This is a genomic window from Alicyclobacillus tolerans, assembly GCF_048984885.1.
In the GTDB taxonomy this organism is placed as follows: domain Bacteria; phylum Bacillota; class Bacilli; order Alicyclobacillales; family Alicyclobacillaceae; genus Alicyclobacillus_I; species Alicyclobacillus_I tolerans.
The window spans coordinates 960485-982162 of the sequence record NZ_JBMGNK010000002.1 but is presented as its reverse complement, the minus strand read 5'-3'; the positions used below and the strand labels follow the sequence as shown (position 1 = coordinate 982162).

The window sequence follows — 21678 nt, the reverse complement described above, 5'->3', positions numbered from 1 at the left end:
TTCTCTAACACCAGCAAGCAACTTTATAGTGAAACATCATTGCGTATTAAATCTTCCCATGTTTCCCGTCTAGCAACCAGACGCGCTTGGCCCTCACGAACAAACACCACAGCTGGTTTGGGCAGTCGATTATAGTGACTTGCCATGCTGTAATTGTAGGCGCCTGTAGCAAATATTGCGATTAAATCACCAGGTTCTGGATTCGGCAATGGTACATCCCAGGCAATCATATCGCCGCTTTCACAACATTTTCCGGCAATTGACCAAAGCGTATCAGCCGCTTCGCTTGCCCGATTGGCCAACATAGCTTCATATTTAGCTCCATAGAGAGCTAGGCGCGGATTATCGGTCATGCCACCGTCAATCGCTACATAATTGCGTACTCCATCCACTTGCTTTCTCCAGCCAGCCCGATAGAGCGTCGTTCCTGCATCACCTACTATGCTTCTGCCTGGTTCCAGTTCCAATGCAGGAAATGGTATGTCAAACTGAGTAAAGATACGTTTGATGGCCTCAGCTAAGCCTAATATCATCTTCTCCAGTGGCTGGGGAGTATCTTCACTCGTGTAACGAATTCCCAATCCACCGCCCATATTCAGTACCTGGAGTGAATGGCCAAGCAGTAACCCTTCCTTATATAACTCTGCCATACGTTCCACAGCATCATGAAAACCGCTAGCATCAAAAATTTGTGATCCGATATGGGCATGTAACCCTGTCACACGAATCCCCGGTAAAGTTGCAGCTAATCGCAAAGCTTCAATCGCTTGACCACTTTGCCAGTCAAAACCAAATTTGCTGTCCTGCTGACCGGTGGATATATATTCATGCGTATGCGCTTCAACTCCCGGTGCAATCCTCAATTGAATATCCACTTGACCATTTGCTTCTTCTGCTAAACGCGAAAGAGCCAATAATTCATCTTTATTATCAACAATAATAAGCCCCACTTCTTGCTTGAGCGCCAAACGCAATTCATCCAATGACTTATTGTTCCCATGAAAATGCAAATAGCTTGCTGGTACTCCAGCAGCCAAGGCAGTCATCATTTCGCCAGCGGAGACCACATCAATAAAGCAACCTTCTGAATAAGCCACATGACACATAGCTTTACTGCAAAAAGCCTTACTCGCATACGTCAGACGATAGTTCAATTCTGTTTTTTTCAGAGCGTCCAGATAACGGCGAATGTTTGTCCTGATTTGTGTTTCGTCATAAACAATTAAAGGCGTCCCATAAGTATTTGCTAATTCAACTGCATCACATTGCCCAATCCAAAGATGGCCATTATCTCCAACCCATTGACCCTCACGCAATCGTTCATCCAATAACAAGGCATTGTCTGACATCTCATCACCCGTTTGTATAAATATGTGCTTTATTGAAAGTTTCTCATATCCTACAGACTTTTGTCCATGAAAAAACGCACCTTTCTTTTGAAAGAACAAGAAAAGTGCGCAAAATTTCGTATTGAAAGGTGAAATAAATATTCTCTTCGCCAATGATTATTGAAGAGGAATTTGGGATACTTCCTGAATCATGTTTTGAATTTGACCTTGCGCCTTTTGCAGTTTGTCGGCAGGAGCCTGTTCAATCGGATACCAACCTTTTTTCTGCATCACATGAAAAATCTGGCGAGCCATTTGGTGAGTTTCCGTCAAAACGGTCATTAAATCACTGTGAAGATGATCGCATCCTGCTTCACGAACAGCTGTGTTGAATGAGTCTGTTAAATATTTGCATGTGGACAAAGCATCGGTCAACGCTTCGCGATCGGCAAATGGAACATTCGATGTAGATACGGAATTCATCGCAATAGCACACTCCTGTCTGATTCAGTGCTGAGAAGAAGCCATCTTTTGAGCTGCATTCGTGCAGTGACCTGCGAGCAATTGCGCATGCCTGATGTGCGTTTGAGCCATTTGTCGGAGCAAGGACTGCACTTCGGTATCTTGGCAGGAGGAAATGTTATGCATACATTTTTTAGCCGCATTTGTCAGCCAAGAAATCTCGTCTTGCAAATACTGCACATCTTTCACTGCCAGTGTACCTGGTGCTAGAGATTGCGCATTCGCCATATTCATGGACGATGTGGTTTGCGTTTGGTTTTGCATTGAGTAAACGCTCCTTTACCTGCTTTTCGAAATAACCTGATTACCATAACTAAAAGGTCACTTCATACCCAGTATGGGCGTAGAAGCGACCTTTATGCATGATATCCGATTTGTGACAGACTACTCTTCGAAATTTACTCTCGTTTCATACAAAAAAATGCTTCTAAATCCACAAGAAAAGTGGAAATAGAAGCTTCCCAAATGAAAACAGATGGACAGTTCTTTCAATCAAGCGTACGCAGCAACCAGAAATTGGTGAACCTGTTGTGCCGATTTGGCGTCACGACTCAGCAGACGATTCTTCAACTCGCCGTTTTCAAAGACCAGAAACGTGGGTATACCCAAGACTTCATATCTTTCAGCAACTTCTGGAACCTCATCGCGATTGATACGATAAAGTTGAAACTGCGAGGCAAATTCTTCTGCCCATTTGGGCATATCACCTTCAATACGCCGGCAGTCTGGGCACCAATTAGCGTAAACCTCTACAATCACATGCCCGCTTGCAATAGCTTCCTCGAATTGAGTCAAAGTGGTCAGTTCCATTCTATTTCCTCCTCGCTATCGCGGATTTTGGTCTATCCCGCGCCGCGGGGTCGCTACTTCGTTTTTATAACGAAAGTATTTTTCTCCGAGTGGATCCGCGATTTCAAATTTCCATACGCTTAAACAAACCTTTTCTGCCAACTCTCTTATTTTACATCAGTTTGTTCAGCATGGGAAACTGACCCACAAAAGAACTGAACTTTGGATTATTTTTTCGGCATTTGTTTGCCTGAACGGCGTTTCTCACCAACAATCTTCTCTTCATGCTCTTCGCGTGGCAGTGTTTTATTGGCATCGTTATGTGCAGGTTTTCCGTGTTCTTGTGTCATTTTGTCTCCTCCAGTCTACTGCAATTCATTTTTGAATGGCTGAGCGTAGTATGGGACAGCATGAGACAAGTTATGAAAAGATTATGCTATACTCAACAATGTAACTTATCAATTTAAAGATGCTTCTTTCATGTTATTTTAGAAAGGATTGATCACCTTGTCGTTACAACTGCATGGAATCCATCACGTAACCGCTGTGTCGGCCAATATAAAAAAGAATTATCAATTCTATACGCAAATCATGGGTCTTAGATTGGTTAAACGAAGTGTCAACCAAGATGATGTCAGTGCTTATCATTTATTCTACAGTGGAGACGCACGTGGGATTCCAGGAAATGATTTAACCTTCTTTGACTGGGATATTCCCAAAGAACAGAGAGGCAGTAACAGCATTACCAGGATTGGCTTACGTGTCCCTACACTGGAAGCGTTAAAATTTTGGCGTAACTGGTTAGTGGAACATAGAATCACTAGCAATACGATTCAAGAGATAGACAATCGTCCCACACTTTTCTTCAATGACATTGAAGGTCAGCGATTTGCGCTAATAGTGGATGAATCTGAATCCAATCAACACGTCGCCTGGGAGAAAAGTCCTATTCCCGCCGCTTATCAGATACGCGGGCAAGGGCCTATTTGGCTTTCCGTTCAACATATGCGCTATCTGGACGCTATATTGTCCCAGGTTCTACACATGCGTCAAGTCAGACAGTATACGCAAAAGGAGAATTTGCAGACCTTCGTTTATGAGATGGGACCAGGAGGACCAGCTGCTGAACTTCACGTACAGGAGGAACCTCATCTGCCCCCATCGCAACTGGGTGCCGGAGCCGTCCATCATGTCGCATTTCGCACACCCAATGAAGAAGAATATCAACAATGGATTGAGAAAATTCGCAGTTTGCGAATTCCAAACAGTGGTCCGGTAGATCGTTTTTGGTTTCGCAGCCTGTATTTCCGCGAACCTAACGGAATTTTGTTTGAAATTGCTACGGACGATCCCGGTTTTGCCATTGATGAAAACCCAGAAACGCTTGGTGAAAAAGTTGTCCTGCCACCTTTTCTCGAACCAAAACGCGCAGAAATTTTGGCAAATTTAAAGCCAATTGACTGACCGGAAATTATCTTGAAGCATTGGGACAAACTGGGGAAAACGCTGTTCATACTGCCAGGGAGCGATACCAGCCAGAGAAAAATATTCAACAAGCTGCAACTTGAGCTGTAAGCTGCGCGCATCTTCAAACCATAATTCATGAATGCGCCCTTTTTTGTCTTGATAGGCAAACCAGGGAGTTAGGCTTCGCCGGTCAAATTGAATTGGGATATTTTCTCGAATAGCGATTTGTACTGCATCTTGAACACCGATTACCCCGGCGACTTCACCCGTTTGAAAAGGAACAAGCCAGTCATAAGCGTAACGGATGAGTCCTAACAACAGTTGCTGACGAGGCACTTGACTCAGTGCATATTCAATGGATGACGCAACATTCATAAACGGAGCGATAGGACCAGGTCTTCCTGTTCCCCAGTGCCAGTTGTAGGCCATGACGATAAGATAATCTGCATAAGCTTGCAGAGCACTATAATCGTAAGATGCCAAGCCAGAAGCATTCGGATTATCATTCAACGTGATCGGCATCATACAAATGAGAAGAGGAATGTTGCGTTGCTGCAAGTATCCGGACAATTGTTCAATGAATATAAGAAAGGATGTATGTAAGGAACCTGGAATCATTTCAAAATCAATGATAACTGCTTTGTACGCTTTTCTATCTAAGATATCGAGCAAAGTGTTCAAATATTTCTGCTGCTCTGAGTCGAATTGAAGCATGATACGAAGTGCGTCGGCACTAAATTGCTCACCAATCCAATTGGAAAAAACGGCTGCTGGTACACTTCGGGTCTGTTCAAACGCTTGAAGAGCGGAAGCGTCGTTAGCAGGTACAATTTGTCCATTTGAGGTCATACCCTGACTAAAAAGGCCGATGCTTGTGGATACAGGCGCAAATTTTTTTACATTTTTTGCGTCCTGATCTGGTGTTGTGAGTTCAAGAAAACCGGCTACAACTACCCCTCCTTTTTGTTGACTCGGAAGTTCGAGAATGTCACCCGGTTGCGGATTGACTATCCCTTTATTGCTGGAACGTAATGTTTCAACAGTTAAACCATACCGCTCGGCAACTCCAGAAAAAGTATCCCCTGGCATCCACACATAACTTCTTCCGCCTGGCACAACCAATGTCTGGCCAGCTACCACTTTCTCACTGGGCAGTGCGTTCTGAACCGCGATTTCTTCAACATCGACGCCCATTTTTTTAGCTATGGATGATAACGTATCCCCATTTTGTACAACAACTAAGCGCATCCCCACTCCCCCCTAAGAGGAGCATATGCGGATGCGCAACGTCTGTTGACGATTAGTTTTTGAAGAATCAGGATGGACTGGCAAATTGACTCAACCAACTCGCGATATCTGTCACGGGGGCCTGGCAAGCAAAGTTACTGCACTGATAACCTGTAGTTTTCCCTTCTACTGTAGTGAAGGAAGGAAGTCCATCCCATATATTCGATTTTTCTTCGCGTTGATCCCAGAATAGAGTCACTGAATTGGGCAGAAAAACATGTCGAAGCGGCTCTAACATAGCCTGAGTAGCCGGATGATCACGTAAGCCGACAACGACAAACTCATTCACAGGAAAGCTGAACCAAAATCCTGTAGATAAAAGATGGATATGCGCTTCTGGATATGCACGAGCATCTTGCAGGAACGTTTGCAAACATTGTTCCGCTAACTGAATCCACTGAGTATCACCCGTCAAATACCCGACACGGCACATCTGTACAGCAAGTACACTATTCCCCGAAGGTATAGCTCCATCTTCCGCAATCTTGCTTCGTACAGGAACGTCTTGAATTTCATGTGCTGAAAGGAAGAAAGCTCCACCTGACTTGTCCCAATAATCTGTCACAACTTCGTGTAAAAGCGTAAGAGCCTTTTCCAAATAACGTTTGTCATAAGAAGCTTCGTAGAGTTCTACAAGCGCCCATATATAAGTTGCATAATCTGTAAGATAAGCGCGATATTTAGCTTCTCCTGCTCGATAGCGTGCCATCAGGCCAGTCTCTAAATGTAAATTTCCCCAGAGGAATGCCTCTGATTGAATGGCTAACTCAAGCAAATCAGAGTCTTCCAATATACGCGCCCCTATGGCCAATGCAGCAATCGCCAAACCGTTCCATCCGGTTAGAATTTTATCATCCAGATGAGGCCGTGTTCTGGCCGATCTCGCTTTGAGCAATAGGGGGCGAGCCTCACGCCAATCCTGGGACCATTTTTGTATCTGATATGGATCACGTTCGTTTTTGAACATATCGAGATCAGCATGCTCCCAAAAGCCATGCAATACATTTTTCCCATCAAAATGCCCTATATCTCGAATGCCAAACATCTCAATAACCGACTGGGCCAATTCTTCTGGCAACACGCTTACAATTTCTTCTTTATCCCAACTATAAAATTTGCCTTCTTCCCCTTCTGAATCAGCATCTTCTGCAGCATAAAAAGCACCTTCTGGGGAAAGAAGCGAATTTTTCATATAACTGAATATTTCTTGCGCCACTTCTGCGTAGCAACGTTTGTTTGTCATTTGGTAGGTTTCCAAATAAACCATAGCCAGAAGGGCATTATCGTATAACATTTTTTCAAAATGGGGAATTTCCCAGCGAGCATCGACTGAATAACGGGAAAAACCAAATCCAATCTGATCAAAAATTCCTCCCATTCGCATGCTTTGCAACGTCTTTTCCACCATTTGAAGTGCCATTGGCTGATTTTCAAAAAGCGAATATCTTAACAAAAACAAGAGTTGATGTGGCATGGGAAATTTGGGTGCATCACCAAATCCTCCATATTGCGAGTCAAAACTATCTGCCAGTTGCTCATACACTGTATGCAACAGCGTTGAATCCCAGCGCCTATACTCTACTTTCGATTTCTGTCTTTGCGACTCTTCCATAGCTTGAATCATACGCTGTCCGGATTTTACAAGCCTATTCCGATCTGTTTCCCACAATCGTGTAAAATGCTCCAATAACTCCATTAATCCGATACGACCAAACATGCGACGCTTAGGAAAATACGTCCCCGCAAAAATCGGCAGTTTTTCAGGTGTGAGAAGAACGGTTAATGGCCATCCACCCTGACCTGTAAATGCTTGGCAGATCGACAAATAAACGTGATCGACATCCGGCCGTTCTTCGCGATCTACTTTTACTGAAATGAAATAACGATTCAGATAAGCTGCAACTTCTTCATCTTCAAAAGATTCATGTGCCATGACGTGGCACCAATGACAGGTCGATAAGCTACTCCACTTTCAGCGTATATTGCTATTCGTAGCCCCGCAGGGCTACGAATAGCCGATGGACAGGAAGACGGGCTTGGATTCCCGGGCGGCTTTTTGGAACGCCTCTGGCCCCCAGGGATACCAGTCGACCGGATTGTGGGCGTGCTGCAGGAGATATGGAGATTTCTCGTGGATGAGGCGGTTGGTGTGTTTGTGGACACCGCTTGGGTGGGTCACGGTTGGGTCATCCTCTCTGCTTTCTGGATGGGTTTACCGTTATTGTACACCCACGAGGCGGAAAGTATTGATTTATGTGCGTACGGCGCGTATGTTCACATAAACGCCGAGGAGGCTTATTTTTAGCAGCACTTTGGCATATTTACACCGCATTTCGTGACAGCTTTACAGCAGTTTCGCGCCCATTACTGCAATAGCAAGTCTGGCAACGGCTTTCGTAAACTTACAATTTTATGTATGATGTACGAAAAGGAGTGAGCACCTTGTTCGTGGTCAACGTTGAAGCCGCCATATACAAAGATGACAGGTGGTTGGTAATACGAAGAAGCCTGAAGGAATCACATGCTCCAGGCATGGTTTCGTTAGTAGGCGGTACAGTGGAACATGAAGGAAATCAGAGTGATATCTTGGAACGTACTCTTCGACGGGAAATTGTAGAAGAGATTGGCATTGAAGTATCTGATGTCATTCATTATGTCCACAGCACATCGTTTGTGGCGGATGACGGTGACAATGTTGTTGACGTGGTTTTTCTCTGCGAATACCTGAAAGGTGAAGCGGTTTGTAAGAGTCCTGATGAAGTAGACGCTGTACTCTGGCTCCCCATTGAGCAAGTTCTCCGAGACGATGCAACTCCGCCGTGGACGAAGGAAAGTCTGAAACTTGCCTATGCCATGAGGAAAAGACTTGGGAGCTAAATAACTTCTCTCCATACCCTTTGTACTGTAGATTCATTCCCATCGACTGATACCAAGAAGACATCGGGGTTGCTCAATCTAGCCCATTCATCGAACCCAAATTGTGCATCGAAATGTCTGAGCAACAAAGTCATTAAATTTCCGTGGGTAACAACGGCGTTGCATGTGGATTCAGTTGAGACAAAATCATTTATGGCACGAACAGCACGTTCCATGGCATGCTTACTGGACTCTCCACCGTCAAATGACAAATCGAAGTCATCGAACGTCTGCCGAAGACAGTGCAACCAGTTATCCATATTTGAGTTACTCAAAACTCGTTCCGACAAACGGTTATCGACCGTCAGTGGAATATTGTTCCGTTGAACAAACGGAGCGATACTTTGCTGAGCACGCAAATAAGGACTGCAAATGACTCGCTCAATTCCTATTTCTTGAAGAAAAGTGGCAAGTAACTCCGCTTGTTCAAATCCTTTGGCAGTCAACGGCGCATCCTCCGACTGACCTGCCGCTTCACAATGACGAATAACATAAATTTGCATTAACATCCCCCCAGTACACGACGTTTTGCTTCTGTCGTTCTTCTGCTTCTTTAACTCAGTACGACCGCGTTAGGCAGTCGAATTTTTATGCGAATGTTAATCAACTGTGCTTCGTAAGAGCCGATGCCAAAATTGCTTTCGTTGTCAAACGGAGCAACGAGAAGTAAACTCTAATCGTCCAAAATTAGAGGAAACTCACTGTGATTCTGCTCCATGACTGTGGATATGTTCGTCATTGGCAAAATGGACGCACGAAAACTGTGGATAAGGTCTGCCAATCAAGGTTTTTGTGATGGCTGTTGTCATTGAGCCCGCTTCAGTCGACTTCGTGTCCACCCGCGGTTTACTGTTCCAGTTTGAGTGTAGGCGCAGTATGCCATCACATGCATACAGAGCATGCACTGGTCAACGTGAGCCTCTACCGCCTTACGTCCACGTTTGTGCACACGCCGTAAACTGTATCCATCTTTCAGCATCCCAATAATTCGCTCAATCCCTGTACGGGCGTCATACAACGTATCGAATGTACGGCTGTGCTGTGGGAACTCAGGGTCTACCTGAGGTGTTGTCTCAAAATCAACCCGAAGCACCCGACCCTGGGTGGCACCGCTACAGCACTGGATGTGTTTGTGGTGCGGGCAGACAAGCCCTTTCTGTTTCGCCTGAGGATTGTGAACTGGACACGTGAATATGTACTGCTCCTTTTTGAGGTCGGATCCTTTTAACTCCATCTTGTGTCCAGCAATGCAATGTGGCACCCCGTAGCGGTCAATCATATCAATTCCACGGACATCGCTCGGTTTGTCCTGGCGACCCCTGGGATTAATGGGAGCAACCAGTTTTGCCCCAAGTACATCCCTTGTTGCCTGCTGGTTCCTTGGACTCTGGTAAATCCCATCGGCAAGTACATATTGCACAGACTGTACCTGTTCCTCAAACTCAGCTTTGAATCGCTCAAGTGTAGGTAGCAAGGTAAAGGCATCGTATTCCTCTCCCTTGCACACTTCTCGGGTGAGTGGAAGTTGTCCCTTGGCGCCACTGAGTAACGAAACTTTGTGGCCAATGTAGGATACGGCGTTACTCTTACGAACAATGCCTACGTTATCGTCCGTGGGGACGGCAGGGCAATCACAGTCTTCTTTGTGGCGACAGGTTTTCATCTGTTTTCCGTAGGTCGCCTCCGCTTCAACATGCGTTGTATCGGCGACCAAGGTATCCTCAACCTCTAACACACCCTGCTTCAGGTTGAACGCAACGACCAGCCGTCGAGCCTTATCCCATAATCCGAAGTTTGTCATGATTTCGTCGAAGCGGGCAAACGAGCGGTAACTGGGGAGTTTGCCTGTAAACCCGCAAGCTTCAGCAAACAACGGGTTGGAGCGAACCTGTAGGTAGACACTCTCAGCCATGCTCTCAACGTATAGCAATCGGGCCAACTCGAACGCCCGCATCATAGGCATAAAGTCGTGAGGCTTGCGGCCTGAACGACTTCGCGTGACTGTCGACGTATTAACCGCCTGTTCCATTGGTGTGGGGAGTTCTAGCCCAAGAGCAGAGTTGGTGACGTTGCTGGTTCCGTCCGACCGATTTATCCGTTCCTCACGCAACGAGTCATATAGATGCCAGTAGTATTCCTGCTCAATATTTCGAAAGATGTCCCAAGGGAAAGTCAGTGCGGGGATAACAAACGGAACATCCATATACTGTTCCCATTGACGGGGAATCAAGGGGAAAGGAACCAAACCAGATTGCGCGTGTTGTGATATACTGGATTTCGCCATGGAGCTTCTCCTTTGTTGTGAATGGGTTTTGGTCGACTTAATTCTACCAAAAGAGGGTTCCGTGGCGTATTTATATCTAGCACCAACTCGACGATTTTCATCCACCATGATTTACCTTGTATAAACATTCAAATACTATCGATAAACATACAATTCACATGACTTGGATAGACCCATGGACTCTCTGAAACGCCTGTAATAAAGTTCTCTGATCATTCCGTTTTTCTTTGGCGAAATAAAGTGAGTCGTATCTTACATTCAAGATACCTGTTGTAACGGCAATTATTTAATTTTGGCACTGGCTCTAAAGATAAGTCCCCTTACGTGCGATAAGTACTAGATGTTTACGATCCAATCAAACCAGCGTCCGTATCCGTCTGTTTCTGCAATGATTTCATTAAATTCCACACCGTTAATGAAATAATCTAAATGTAATTTCCCTAAATCTGGTATTAAGTCAATAGAGTGGACACCTCAAAACAGAGAAATTGTAAGTTTTAATATTCTGACACGATTGCTTTTGTCTCGCTTAGCTTGCCTTGACTCTCGACACTTGGAAATATCTTCTTTCGTACTCAGCCGGTGCTAGAAACCCGATAGATGAGTGTACCCGCTCCCGGTTGTACCAGACCTCGATGTATTCGAAGATCCGTCGTATGGCTTGTTCCCTGGTTTTGAAATTTTCCAGATACACGAGCTCTCGCTTGATGATGCTGTGAAACGACTCAATACACGCATTGTCAAAGCAATTACCCTTGCGGCTCATGCTACCAACCATCCCGTACTCTTGCAGCTTTTCCTGGTAGTCATGAGAGGCGTACTGGCCCCCACGGTCCGAATGATGCAACACGGATCCAGTCGGCCGCTGGCGTCCCCAGGCCCGCTCCAACGCCTTGATGCACAGTTCTTTCGTCATCCTTGCCCCCGTACTCCAACCCACAATTTTGCGGCTGTATAGGTCCTCCAAGCTTGCGAGGTAGACCCAGCCCTCATCGGTCGGAAGTAGAGTAAGAAGCTTGGAATTTCTCCGTTCTGGAGTGTCCACTATATTGACTTAATACCAAACATGGTGATTCACTAGTTTCTCATGGTCTATGTTCTAGATTTCCCCAAGTGCACCAGGGACTCAGCCTCTTATGGGACTAAACTACCCCATAGTCCCACAGTGACACCGTAACACCACCGAATTTTTATGCAATCGTCACGGCACTCCGCTTACTTCCCGAAGATAATGTCCCCCGCTTGTTCAGGAGAGTCTGCCGTTTAACTGCTGCCACTTTGCACGGCGTAACACATACTCTACTTCTGTCAGATCTGAATCGTACTTGGGATTGAAACGTGGATACAAACGAACAAGTTCAAATCCTGCACTCTCCATGGATAAACAGGAGTTTGTGTTTCTTTCCCATGCTGACGCTCGTATCTCTTCTACGCCAAGGTCTGTAAATGCGTAATCGTAAACGAGTGACCTCGCCTCTCTTGTGTATCCTTTTCTCCAATAAGGTTTTGCAATGCGTTGTGCGTCAAATGTGACCAGGCGTTGTTCGTTCGATATAAATGGGACGCCAATCCAGTATATCCCGACCATCTTATCTGTTTTAGACTCCCTGATACACCAAGAAAAAATCTCAGGATGATTGGCATAGGTTTCTAAAACAACATCCTTGACTTCATCGACATCGATAGGGATATTGTTACCTGTCCACAAATGCATTTCAGGCTCTTGCATTGCCTCATACCATTCTGGAGCATCTCGTTCAACGTCAATTGGACGAAGTGTCACAAGTCGTCCTATAAGACTTTTCATTGGCGTACCCATAGGTTCCCTCCACATGGGGTTCTTGCGTCGCTATCCTGCCCGAAATCGGCGTAAGCAGTCTTTAAAGACTTGAATACTTATGCTGATAGATGACTGAATGCACCATTGAATGAATGTCACGGAGTGCGTATGGCTCGCCCTCTCGACATCCTCCTCAGTATACACGTTGAAGATACCGTCTGATGAGTGGCGTGTTTGGACAATATCAACACTATCAGGAGTTTTTTTTGCCTCAAACCCGATTTTGATTGATTACAGGAATGCTGCCCGATCGTATTATGAGGTCAGCCAGAAATTCTGGTTGACCTCTTTCATTATAGAGGTTTATTACTACGGTAGCTGGGGTCGGATGTTCGCCCCCGTGGGTCTTTGGACTCGTGCGCTAAAATGTTCACCCCCTACTTTTAGAAGCATGATTGATGCTGGTTGGGGCGTCGATCTCGTATAACAAGCGAAGCTATGAACTGCAAGATGGATAGGTCTGCCGGTGAATTCTAAGGTGAGGAGATGGCGGTGTGAATCCAGTCATTGGTCTGGATCTAGCCAAAGGAGAAAGTTTCGGTCAAATATTTCTAGACAAAGCCAAGCCACATGGGAATAGTTTTTGTATTCAGAATACAAGCGAAGGACTCGCTCATTTCCACGAGATGTTACGTGAAGTAGAGTCCCTTTCTGGAACTCGGCCTGGTTCATGATAACTCAAGGTATACTTCATTGGCACCAACGTAGATAATGGTTTAATTACAATTAATCATTTTAGAACTGTTGCACTGGCGACACATAAGCCTTTGAACTCTAACTTATTGCCCGCATCTTTCAGTCTCTGTTCGAAGTTTCCCATAGAGGATTAAATCGTAGAGACTTATTATGAATACATTACTGATTCATCATTCTCAACATGTGGATCTGGCCAAATGCACAATACAACCACGTACTCCCCGACCCATACCATGCGTCCGTGAACATTTGGCGTATTGGCTGCGAATGCCCCTAGTTGTGAAAACAACTTTGCTTGAAACCGACAGTTTAGAAAATCGACATCAACAACACAATCATGGAAATCGAGGTCCAGGTGGAGGACGGGATATATGCACTTATAGAAGCTTTCACGGATGGAAAATAACATGGTTATGGTTTGTTCGACCGACACCCAAGGATTCACCACGACGTTTTCGATGTCCTCTTTACGACACACGCGCTGTACAAATTCGAATGTTCGGTAGGAAATGCGTTCGATGTCCACGCCGAGTCCACGATAATCCTGACGTCTACCAGCAACAGCAATTGCAACGCCATCGGTATGCGAAATGCTACCGACAATGCCTTCTGGCCATACAGGTGAGCCATCTGTAGCTCTCACTAACCACCGTGCATCGCGAGGAACTTCCAAACGGCCAAGTACTTGTGCGGCACATTGTCGTCCAGCTTTGAATTCTATTCGGCGTTTTTCATTCCTATACAAGGTCGTAGTGGACTGTTTCGAGATGTTGGAGTTGCCAATGGATATCGCGGTACCTTCAGAGAATCGTAGAATGGTTCCTTCAACTGGCAAATCCGACCACAACTTTCTAACTGCAACCTCTAAATCTATGCTCATCACCACTTTGATCAATTCACCGGATTCCCATCAATACTACGGCCCAGTCTTTGTCGTATCTCTGTAAAATACGTTGCCACAACAGTCAGAATGAACACAATCGTCCCGAAAGTTGCGTCCAACCATACTTTCCAGGCCGTCCAGTGGCGAACGAAAATAAATGTCGGCAAATAGGCATAGTCAAGTGGAGGACGCGTGACAAACGGCGGGTAGCCAAGCAACGCAAAGTAAATTACGTCCTCGACAAACGTGACATGCAGTGCAATGACACCTACCAAGAGCCATACACCCCGACGCGAGTAAGCTGCGTTCGGAATGAAATGAATCATCGCCAATGTACGGTTAGGAACAGCGGCGCCCCACAATAATACCCAGTAGGTAATAAGCATAGCCTCACCGTTGTGGCCCCAGTGCCACGGAGCGATCGGGAGTTTATTCCAGAGGTTCGACAAATGTTCACCCATCGCAACGATATCCAATATACTATCCGCGACGAGTAAAATGACGTTGAAAATGCCAAATCGGGCGACAGATGTCGACAACGGAATCAACACGTAACTAAGTACCAACCACACTCCGGCGACAATCGGAAAGATATCCAATCGGCCTTTTGCAAAATAATTCAGAATAACTACGGCAATCGTCAGTCCAAGCAAATTTCGGTAATAGACTGTCGTATACCCTGGGTAATTCTCGACTGAACGCATGAAGTCATTACTCCTCTCGAAGGCCCTAGGTGAGTGAATACCCTCCATCAACAATCAGGACATGTCCCCTAATCATTTCAGCGGCAGGGCTGGTCAAGAAATAAACGGCATGCGCAATGTCCCGCGGGTGCACGGCGCGACCAGCGGGCGTTGAGGTTCTCGCTTTTTCAAATAGCTGTTCACGATCTGGATAAGTATCCAGTGCAGTTGTCTCAACCACCCCGCCTGAAACTGCGTTGACCCGAATTCCGTCTGTAGCCATCTCAACCGCCATGTACCGTGTGAGCGACTCCAGCGCCGCTTTGGCCACACCGATGGGGCCATAGTTCGGAATTACCTTACTGGAGCCAAGACTGGATATGTTGACAATGGACCCCTTCACCTTTGCGAGCAATGGTCTCGCTTGCAAACTCAGCCAGAGTGGACCTTTAACGCATGTATCCTGCGTGAAGTTCCAGTGACGCAACTTGAGCTCGTGCAAAGCACGAAACGCACCGGACGCAGCGTTATTCACAAGTACGTCGAGATGACCGTACCGCTCTCTAATAGCGTTTACCAGTTCCCTGGATGCGTCTTCATTTCGAACATCCACCGCTTGGATCTCGACGCTACTAGCGCCTTGTTGTTCAAGCTCCTTCTTAGCCAGCAAAGCGGCTTCCTCATTCTGCAAATAGGTTAAAATTAAATGGGCTCTGTCTTCGGCATATCTGTCCGCAATTGCCCTTCCGATTCCTCTTGAGCCGCCCGTGATCAAGACGAATTTCTTCTCAGTCATACGTCTCCCCCATTCTGTGCAAGTGCAACTTCCTCCATCGTTGCCTCATCGATACTATTAATTTGACCTAACAGTTCGATAGCCTCGTAGTAGCGGCGCTCGTCTCCCTCACAACGAGCATCCGTCTGCAATAGTCGTCGCACCCAGTTCCGGGCCAGTGCATTTTGCGAAGACCGGTAATAGGAGCGAGCAAGGTAAAGAATTCCACGGCGCCAAGAAGGATCAAGTGCAACAGATACTCTATGACCCACCAAAGCTTTTTGCTGACTTCCCCCTAGGAAACGCGGTAGTTCCCCCATCAATACGGCCCAAGCGTGCCACGCAAGTGGATAGTGTGGAATAAGGCGAACCGAGCGCCCGAGTGCCATGCGACTACATAAAGCGTGGTACAGCTTTTGGAAAATCCCGTTTGATCGCATTGCAAGCTGCCCATGTGCCCGTCCCCGCTCGACTAACGCGTATGGACTCTTATATCCTTTTAGCAAACGGAGTGACGAGTAGAAATGATTAACTGCCTCCTCAGGGGCAAAGTGAAATCCACGTTCATTGTTTTCATGGGCAAACGCGATCTTGCCCTCCAAATTAGGCCAATCCACAGTCGCATCATTCGTGATCATTCTTAAAAATGTTGGTAACTGGCCTGATAGCCTGGCGATTTCCAAAGACAGTTTCATAACAAATTCACGTTCTCCGTCCCGATTCGGTGTTGGTGGTTCCAAAGCCTCTCCATTCACTAGGACGATGGTGCGTTTGTGCTTTGGCCACTTCTGTCCAACTGGCAACACATCATTCACACCCAACAATCCAACCGGAACCACTGGAACCTGGGCCTTAGCCGCGAGAGAGGCTACGCCTCGTCGCGGCGCACGCATGTATCCATCTCTACTCCGTGTGCCCTCCGGGTAGACAACGAGAATTCCCCCCTTTTGAAGCACTTCAAACGCGGTAGAGAATCCTTCGGTGTCTATTCCTTCTCGCTCGAGTGGGATACCGCCGCCGATGCGGTTGAACCAGCGTGACACTGGCGTTTCAAACAATTCGTTCTTCGAGATGAATCTGGGCCACGGTAAGCCTTGCAATAGCATCCAACGGATTAAGACAAAGTGATCGAAATAACTAGTATGATTCGCACTGATGATAAACGGTGGTTTCGGTAAACTAGGACCCGTTTGCGCCAGTACTCTCCGGCCGATCCATGCTTTGACAATGGTGAGTATAAGTCTATTTCGAATCACTGTGTGCTCACTGCCACTTCTTCGTGGCTAAACTGTTCTAATACACGGCGAGCTTGAACGATATCAGCTACCGAAACCAACGGTAAGTTGAGTTCTTTGGAAAATCCAGTGAGGTAAGGTATGCGTGCCATATGACCGTCGGGATGAAGCACTTCGACAATGATAGCTGCCTTCTTCAGACCTGCCATAACACACAAATCCGTCGATGCTTCAGTGTGGCCGCGGCGCGTAAACGTTCCACCTGGTTTCGCAATGAGAGGGAACATGTGACCAGGACGACGTAGATCTTCCGAGCGGCTAGCTGGATCCAGCATGACCTGAATTGTGCGAGCACGATCGAAAGCGGATATACCAGTTGTCACGCCGTGAGACGGTGCTGCATCGACTGATACGGTGAATGCCGTTCCGAGGTCATCCTCGTTTCGAGTGACCATGTAGTCGAGACCCAGGCGGTCGGCATACGATTGGTCGACGGCGATACAAATTAATCCCCTTCCATAGATGGTCATGAAGTTTATGACCTCCGGAGTCGCGTGTTCAGCGGGTATTACCAAGTCTCCTTCGTTTTCACGGTCATAGTCATCGACAATAATGACCATCTTTCCCTCTTGAAACGCTTTGATTGCTTGCATAACATTTTTACTGTACTCCACATTTAAACCTCCCCATGGGTACTAGCCTCATAAAAGATTGGGCTTTCTGCTTCCACAAATGTCTGCTCATCAAACAACTCGGCGGCGTGACCATTCTTGATGGCCATTTCAACGTACTTGACCAGCACCTGAATGTCTCGCTGATCACGATGAATGTCCGCGAGCTTTTGAAAATTTTTTAGTCCTTTAGAGAATTTCTCGCCTGAGTCCACGGAGTGTTCGAGATGCAGGTTGGAGGATTTTGGAGACAGAACAATTTCGGCACCGATTCGTTGGGCACGGTAACCAAAATCCGTATCCTCAGCACCCCAGGTCGTTGCGAATTCTTCGTTAAAACCACCAACCTGGTCGAACGTGTCGCGTGAAACAGCAAGGTTACTGGTGCACGATTGCAGGAAGCGATAGTGGTGAAAAGGACTCTCCTCTAAGGCATAGAACGTCCAATTCTCTGCGGTCGTCAGGCGAGCTTCCTTCCACATTTCTCGCAGATTGTGGACCGATACCGGCATGGTCAGCCAATTCTCAACGCGATCGATTGGCAACGTCCATCGCTTTCCGCGTGAAAGCACACGACCGCTTTTGCAACAATCTACATGGGCCGAAATAAAGTTTGGAGATGGCACCATGTCATCGTCGTTAAAAATCAGTATTTCACCGTTACTAGCCGAAACCGCGGCGTTTCGAGCTGCTCCTGCACCTTTACGGTTTATATGGACAACGTGAAGTGGATAAGGCATTCTGATTTGGTGTAGGTACTCTGCGGTCCCATCCGTGGATCCGTCGTCACAGATAATAATTTCTAAATTTGAATATTTCTGATATTTGAATGACTGCAACACTACTCGCAAACGGCTCAATTTATTGAAGGTCGGCATTATTACTGATACAAAGGGCTCCGTCATGCGGTCATTCCCCCGTCCACAGTGAGCACAGCACCATGGATGTAGTCGGCCGCGTCCGACGCAAGAAATTTGATCAATTCAGCAATTTGCTTTGGTGATGCGAATTTTCCGAGTGGTACCTGCTCTAGGTACTTCTTTCGAATATCGGTCGGGATATGTTCTGTCATGTCAGTTTCCACAAAACCAGGAGCAATAGCATTTACCAAAATCCCAAAGCGTCCAAGTTCTTTGGCAAATGATCGCGTGAGAGCAATTATGGCTGCCTTTGTACTGCCATAGACGCTTCGTCCTGGTGAGTTTAGAGTGGCAGCAACCGATGCCACATTTACGATCCGACCGCGATGATGATACATCATCTCACGCCCGATGGTCGTCATCGCCGTCCAGGCCGCGAATACGCTCACTTCGAATTGCTCTCGAAGCGATTCGTACGTTGTTTCGACACACAGCGCGTCTTCACTAATGCCTGCGCTGTTGACCACAAAGTCTACCAGACCGTGATCTTTCAGGATTTGCTGTAAAGAGTGTTTCCACGCATTTTGATCACGCAAATCAACCTGTACGGGCAGTGGAACTGACCCAGCAGATTCGATCATTGTAGCCAGTCGGCAGGCTTCGTCAACGGATCGATAATAGGTAAAAACAATTTTGTCTGCGATACCCGCTAGTTCAGAAATAACGGCTTGTCCAATGCCACCTGTTCCTCCCGTCACGAGGGCACATTTCGGATGCCCGTAAACAGCAGAACGTCTATTCATTCCGGTTACACCTGCCCGATAGGATTACTAGATTGGCAAAAATCGAAAAGAGTGCGTAAAGTTTTGAATGCCTGAGTATCCTTTTGAGTGATCTTAATTTGATAGGTTTTTTCGATTCCGATAGCAATCTCCAATAAGTCGATGGAGTCTAATCCGAGATCATTTTGCAGCGAGTCATTCTCACCGATTTCCTCCGCCTCCATGTCCAAGTTCAGGCGCTCAATGATCAACTTTCTCAACCCGTCCAGTGTAAGTTCCAGTTTTTCTCCCATAACTCTAATCCCTTCCTCAAGTGGTATTTTATTAACGGAAAACATTGTATTGGAAAGTCATTTGGTACGCCCCCGTAAAAAAGACAGGTTATCAACTGTTGTTTCTTACGTCCTCCTAACAGCGAAATCAACCTAAAATATGCCATGTTAACTCTGAAGCTAGGAGGCATTCTCGTGACAATTGCACAAACAAAGGTGTCCGCACCTGTTGGCTCTTCTACAAGTGGGGCAGCAAAGGCGCTCGTACTTAATGGACTAGTCAAGAAGTTTGGACCGACGATATCTGTGAACGGTGTTTCACTCACTGTTGACAGAGGTGCGTTTTTCGGTCTATTGGGTCCCAACGGTGCTGGTAAGACCACATTGATATCCATGATTTCCGGTCTTATCCCAATGGACGGAGGAGACTGCCAGGTATTCGGATTCGATTCGGTGCGTAACGCAACGAAAGTCAAGCAATTACTCGGTGTTGTACCGCAAGATTTGGCGATTTATCCCGAGTTGAACGCCTACGACAACCTCATGTTCTTTGGTGCAATGTACGGGCTGCGAGGCCGAGCGTTACGCCAGTCCGTCAATGATTCGCTCGTTCGCGTTGGCTTACAAGACCGGACAAAGTCGATGGCCGTCGGTAAATACAGCGGTGGTCAAAAACGACGTCTCAACATCGCGGCTGCGCTGCTTCATCGCCCGAAGTTGTTGATTCTTGACGAACCTACAGTCGGTGTCGACCCGCAATCTCGCAACCACATCTTCGAGACGCTTCGTGAGTTGAATTCAGAAGGTATGACTATTATCTATACAACCCACTACATGGAAGAAGTTGAAACGTTGTGCTCTAAAGTGGCTATCATCGACCACGGTCAAATCATAGAATCAGGCAACTTGAGTGACATCCTTCAAAAGCATGGTCAGTCGGTCATTCGAGTGAAGTATCCAACCGAAGTGCTTAACCAAGCACTAAGCTCCATTCAACACCTGCTAGTTCCGGAAGTACAGGTTGAAGTGAAAGACGGCTCGCTGGAATTAACGGCGGATGGCCTTGTGCAAAACATGAGCGTCTTGAACGAGGTACTCCGCGTTACAGGACAGTCACCACAAAACATCGATGTATTTCCTCCATCGTTGGAAACCGTGTTCATCAAACTGACTGGCAACCGTCTGAGAGACGAATAAATGGAGGCGTGACAAATGAAAGTATTGTACGTATTTTGGAAAGACCTATTGATTTTATTGAAAGATCGAGGCACCTACATCAATCTTTTTGTGTTGCCGCTCATGTTTAGCATTGTTTTGACATTGGCCTTAGGTGGCGTCTTTGGTGGCGGTAAGAGTGAGACGTCTACCATTCAGGTCCCGATTGTCGCTTCCACCTCAGCTGCAAAGACTGTTGCGAAAGCGGTCGAACATATCTCCGATATTCACTGGATTACGGATCAAATGACTGTGACGAAGGCAAAGAATCTCGTGGAAAATGGAAAATCCCTAGGTGCCGTCATCGTATCGAACGATGGGAAGACGGTAACGTTTTACGAGGATCCAGACCAACTGACCAACTCCAAGCTCATGTTCGGTCAAATCAAAGCGTTTCTCGCAGCTGACACTTTGACCATTCAGCATAAAGCGATTGCAAATCTCGCCATGCATGCACATTCGCCCACTCTTGCCAGCCAACTGTCTTCAATTCTAACGTCTAAGCCGTTGAACGCGGTGGCCAAGATTATTGGTAACCAAAAGTCTCAAACTGTACAACCAACAGCCGCACAACAGTACATTCCTGGATTTACCGTAGCATTCCTATTCTTCATCGCCTCGACCATTGCGCAGTATATGTTTATGGAACGTGAACGTGGAACACTGCGCCGTTTGCTCACGAGTCCAGTACGCAAATATTCGATACTCATTGGGAAATTGCTGCCGAACATCGTGATTGGCTTTGGTCAGGTCATCATCATCTTCGCAGTCGGTAAATTCATGTTCGGAATGCAACTTGGTGACCTCTCGGCGATTCTTATTCTGACCTGCGCTGCGGTAGCCGCCGCTAACGGGTTCGGTTTGATGATCACGTCGCTCAGCAAGACACAGGCGCAAGCGACTGGTTTGGCGACGTTGCTAGTATTCACCTTAGCCACCGTGGCGGGTTGCTACGTGCCACTGTTCTTGATGCCAAGCTTTATGCAGGACATTGCACTCGCAACCCCACAGGGATGGGCGATGTCCGGATTCCAGGACATCATCATGAAAGGTGCTGACATCGCTCAGGTCTTGCCGAACATTGGGATGCTCTTCGGTTTTGCACTCGTATTCTTCTTCATCGGCTTAGCCAGATTTCGCTTTGATTAGTAAAAGGTCTATTAAGGAGGAATC

Annotated in this window: 23 protein-coding genes and 1 pseudogene; 5 read left to right on the top strand and 19 right to left on the bottom strand. The window is 46.6% G+C overall.

All coding sequences use genetic code 11. The annotated features are described in order from the left end of the window. Positions 1-23 precede the first annotated feature (23 nt). The 5 genes from lysA to ACOJUR_RS04885 form a co-directional block, all read right to left on the bottom strand. On the bottom strand, positions 24-1349 hold the full coding sequence (lysA, locus tag ACOJUR_RS04905; protein WP_420949408.1) for a diaminopimelate decarboxylase: 1326 nt from the start codon (positions 1347-1349) through the stop codon (positions 24-26). A gap of 156 nt (positions 1350-1505) precedes the next feature. Next, entirely contained in the window at positions 1506-1811 is a 306-nt protein-coding gene (locus ACOJUR_RS04900) for a spore coat protein (RefSeq protein WP_072874765.1), read from the bottom strand. A gap of 24 nt (positions 1812-1835) precedes the next feature. Next, complete coding sequence (locus tag ACOJUR_RS04895; RefSeq protein WP_083574311.1) at positions 1836-2114, bottom strand: hypothetical protein; 279 nt, start codon at positions 2112-2114, stop codon at positions 1836-1838. A 228-nt stretch (positions 2115-2342) separates the two neighbouring features. After that, on the bottom strand, positions 2343-2660 hold the full coding sequence (locus ACOJUR_RS04890; protein WP_072874764.1) for a thioredoxin family protein: 318 nt from the start codon (positions 2658-2660) through the stop codon (positions 2343-2345). Between the two features lie 206 nt (positions 2661-2866). Then, on the bottom strand, positions 2867-2989 hold the full coding sequence (locus tag ACOJUR_RS04885) for a hypothetical protein (protein ID WP_255567414.1): 123 nt from the start codon (positions 2987-2989) through the stop codon (positions 2867-2869). Positions 2990-3146: 157 nt separating this feature from the next. Between ACOJUR_RS04885 and ACOJUR_RS04880 the strand changes: the two genes are divergently transcribed. Further along, positions 3147-4103: a ring-cleaving dioxygenase gene (locus ACOJUR_RS04880; RefSeq protein ID WP_420949407.1), complete on the top strand. Its 957-nt coding sequence runs from the start codon at positions 3147-3149 to the stop codon at positions 4101-4103. Here the strand turns inward: ACOJUR_RS04880 and ACOJUR_RS04875 are convergent. Together ACOJUR_RS04875 and ACOJUR_RS04870 are read right to left on the bottom strand one after the other, a co-directional pair. Beyond that, positions 4086-5354, bottom strand: a complete 1269-nt coding sequence (locus tag ACOJUR_RS04875; RefSeq protein ID WP_420949406.1) for a LysM peptidoglycan-binding domain-containing protein — start codon at positions 5352-5354, stop codon at positions 4086-4088. The two genes, ACOJUR_RS04880 and ACOJUR_RS04875, sit on opposite strands and share 18 nt — an antisense overlap. Before the next feature lie 67 nt (positions 5355-5421). Then, positions 5422-7572, bottom strand: a pseudogene (locus tag ACOJUR_RS04870) (thioredoxin domain-containing protein). Positions 7573-7835: 263 nt separating this feature from the next. Here ACOJUR_RS04870 and ACOJUR_RS04865 point away from each other — a divergent pair. Further along, the gene (locus ACOJUR_RS04865; protein ID WP_420949405.1) at positions 7836-8270 is read left to right on the top strand and encodes an NUDIX hydrolase; all 435 of its coding nucleotides are present in this window, start codon (positions 7836-7838) and stop codon (positions 8268-8270) included. Here the strand turns inward: ACOJUR_RS04865 and ACOJUR_RS04860 are convergent. From ACOJUR_RS04860 to ACOJUR_RS04845, 4 genes are all read right to left on the bottom strand, one after another. Then, positions 8267-8812: a histidine phosphatase family protein gene (locus ACOJUR_RS04860; protein ID WP_420949404.1), complete on the bottom strand. Its 546-nt coding sequence runs from the start codon at positions 8810-8812 to the stop codon at positions 8267-8269. The genes ACOJUR_RS04865 and ACOJUR_RS04860 overlap by 4 nt on opposite strands. A 302-nt stretch (positions 8813-9114) precedes the next feature. Next, a complete protein-coding gene (locus ACOJUR_RS04855; RefSeq protein WP_420948996.1) occupies positions 9115-10593 on the bottom strand; it encodes a transposase in 1479 nt (492 codons plus the stop codon). 529 nt (positions 10594-11122) lie between these two features. Further along, positions 11123-11638: an IS3 family transposase gene (locus ACOJUR_RS04850; protein WP_420949403.1), complete on the bottom strand. Its 516-nt coding sequence runs from the start codon at positions 11636-11638 to the stop codon at positions 11123-11125. A gap of 201 nt (positions 11639-11839) precedes the next feature. Then, positions 11840-12412, bottom strand: a complete 573-nt coding sequence (locus ACOJUR_RS04845; protein ID WP_420949402.1) for a GNAT family N-acetyltransferase — start codon at positions 12410-12412, stop codon at positions 11840-11842. Positions 12413-12927: 515 nt separating this feature from the next. Here ACOJUR_RS04845 and ACOJUR_RS04840 point away from each other — a divergent pair. Continuing rightward, on the top strand, positions 12928-13107 hold the full coding sequence (locus ACOJUR_RS04840) for a hypothetical protein (protein WP_420950565.1): 180 nt from the start codon (positions 12928-12930) through the stop codon (positions 13105-13107). Between the two features lie 170 nt (positions 13108-13277). Here ACOJUR_RS04840 and ACOJUR_RS04835 read toward each other — a convergent pair whose 3' ends face one another. From ACOJUR_RS04835 to ACOJUR_RS04800, 8 genes are read right to left on the bottom strand one after another with little or no spacing between them, the layout of a single operon-like run. Further along, the gene (locus ACOJUR_RS04835) at positions 13278-14015 is read right to left on the bottom strand and encodes a 4'-phosphopantetheinyl transferase family protein (protein WP_420950502.1); all 738 of its coding nucleotides are present in this window, start codon (positions 14013-14015) and stop codon (positions 13278-13280) included. 5 nt (positions 14016-14020) lie between these two features. After that, entirely contained in the window at positions 14021-14716 is a 696-nt protein-coding gene (locus ACOJUR_RS04830; RefSeq protein ID WP_420949401.1) for a hypothetical protein, read from the bottom strand. 25 nt (positions 14717-14741) lie between these two features. Continuing rightward, the gene (locus tag ACOJUR_RS04825; RefSeq protein WP_420949400.1) at positions 14742-15470 is read right to left on the bottom strand and encodes an SDR family oxidoreductase; all 729 of its coding nucleotides are present in this window, start codon (positions 15468-15470) and stop codon (positions 14742-14744) included. A 17-nt stretch (positions 15471-15487) separates the two neighbouring features. Further along, positions 15488-16726, bottom strand: a complete 1239-nt coding sequence (locus ACOJUR_RS04820; protein ID WP_420949399.1) for a 1-acyl-sn-glycerol-3-phosphate acyltransferase — start codon at positions 16724-16726, stop codon at positions 15488-15490. Further along, complete coding sequence (ribB, locus tag ACOJUR_RS04815; protein WP_420949398.1) at positions 16723-17379, bottom strand: 3,4-dihydroxy-2-butanone-4-phosphate synthase; 657 nt, start codon at positions 17377-17379, stop codon at positions 16723-16725. Before ribB ends, ACOJUR_RS04820 begins: the two co-directional genes overlap by 4 nt. A gap of 2 nt (positions 17380-17381) precedes the next feature. Then, positions 17382-18281, bottom strand: a complete 900-nt coding sequence (locus ACOJUR_RS04810) for a glycosyltransferase family 2 protein (protein WP_420949397.1) — start codon at positions 18279-18281, stop codon at positions 17382-17384. Continuing rightward, positions 18278-19039 carry an SDR family NAD(P)-dependent oxidoreductase gene (locus ACOJUR_RS04805; RefSeq protein ID WP_420949396.1) on the bottom strand — a complete coding sequence of 254 codons (762 nt, stop codon included), beginning with the start codon at positions 19037-19039 and terminating at the stop codon, positions 18278-18280. Before ACOJUR_RS04805 ends, ACOJUR_RS04810 begins: the two co-directional genes overlap by 4 nt. A 5-nt stretch (positions 19040-19044) precedes the next feature. Beyond that, positions 19045-19311 carry an acyl carrier protein gene (locus ACOJUR_RS04800; protein ID WP_420949395.1) on the bottom strand — a complete coding sequence of 89 codons (267 nt, stop codon included), beginning with the start codon at positions 19309-19311 and terminating at the stop codon, positions 19045-19047. 174 nt (positions 19312-19485) lie between these two features. Here ACOJUR_RS04800 and ACOJUR_RS04795 point away from each other — a divergent pair, with 174 nt between their 5' ends. Both ACOJUR_RS04795 and ACOJUR_RS04790 read left to right on the top strand, forming a co-directional pair. Next, positions 19486-20487 carry an ABC transporter ATP-binding protein gene (locus ACOJUR_RS04795; RefSeq protein ID WP_420949394.1) on the top strand — a complete coding sequence of 334 codons (1002 nt, stop codon included), beginning with the start codon at positions 19486-19488 and terminating at the stop codon, positions 20485-20487. Positions 20488-20502: 15 nt separating this feature from the next. After that, on the top strand, positions 20503-21654 hold the full coding sequence (locus ACOJUR_RS04790) for an ABC transporter permease (protein ID WP_420949393.1): 1152 nt from the start codon (positions 20503-20505) through the stop codon (positions 21652-21654). The last annotated feature ends 24 nt before the right edge of the window (positions 21655-21678 follow it).

Bases quoted from the DNA above. Each gene is read 5' to 3' on its own strand.
- lysA (WP_420949408.1), bottom strand. From the start codon at position 1,349: ATGTCAGACAATGCCTTGTTATTGGATGAACGATTGCGTGAGGGTCAA.
- ACOJUR_RS04900 (WP_072874765.1), bottom strand. From the start codon at position 1,811: ATGAATTCCGTATCTACATCGAATGTTCCATTTGCCGATCGCGAAGCG.
- ACOJUR_RS04895 (WP_083574311.1), bottom strand. From the start codon at position 2,114: ATGCAAAACCAAACGCAAACCACATCGTCCATGAATATGGCGAATGCG.
- ACOJUR_RS04890 (WP_072874764.1), bottom strand. From the start codon at position 2,660: ATGGAACTGACCACTTTGACTCAATTCGAGGAAGCTATTGCAAGCGGG.
- ACOJUR_RS04885 (WP_255567414.1), bottom strand. From the start codon at position 2,989: ATGACACAAGAACACGGAAAACCTGCACATAACGATGCCAATAAAACA.
- ACOJUR_RS04875 (WP_420949406.1), bottom strand. From the start codon at position 5,354: ATGCGCTTAGTTGTTGTACAAAATGGGGATACGTTATCATCCATAGCT.
- ACOJUR_RS04860 (WP_420949404.1), bottom strand. From the start codon at position 8,812: ATGCAAATTTATGTTATTCGTCATTGTGAAGCGGCAGGTCAGTCGGAG.
- ACOJUR_RS04855 (WP_420948996.1), bottom strand. From the start codon at position 10,593: ATGGCGAAATCCAGTATATCACAACACGCGCAATCTGGTTTGGTTCCT.
- ACOJUR_RS04845 (WP_420949402.1), bottom strand. From the start codon at position 12,412: ATGGGTACGCCAATGAAAAGTCTTATAGGACGACTTGTGACACTTCGT.
- ACOJUR_RS04830 (WP_420949401.1), bottom strand. From the start codon at position 14,716: ATGCGTTCAGTCGAGAATTACCCAGGGTATACGACAGTCTATTACCGA.
- ACOJUR_RS04810 (WP_420949397.1), bottom strand. From the start codon at position 18,281: ATGACGGAGCCCTTTGTATCAGTAATAATGCCGACCTTCAATAAATTG.
- ACOJUR_RS04805 (WP_420949396.1), bottom strand. From the start codon at position 19,039: ATGAATAGACGTTCTGCTGTTTACGGGCATCCGAAATGTGCCCTCGTG.
- ACOJUR_RS04800 (WP_420949395.1), bottom strand. From the start codon at position 19,311: ATGGGAGAAAAACTGGAACTTACACTGGACGGGTTGAGAAAGTTGATC.
- ACOJUR_RS04790 (WP_420949393.1), top strand. From the start codon at position 20,503: ATGAAAGTATTGTACGTATTTTGGAAAGACCTATTGATTTTATTGAAA.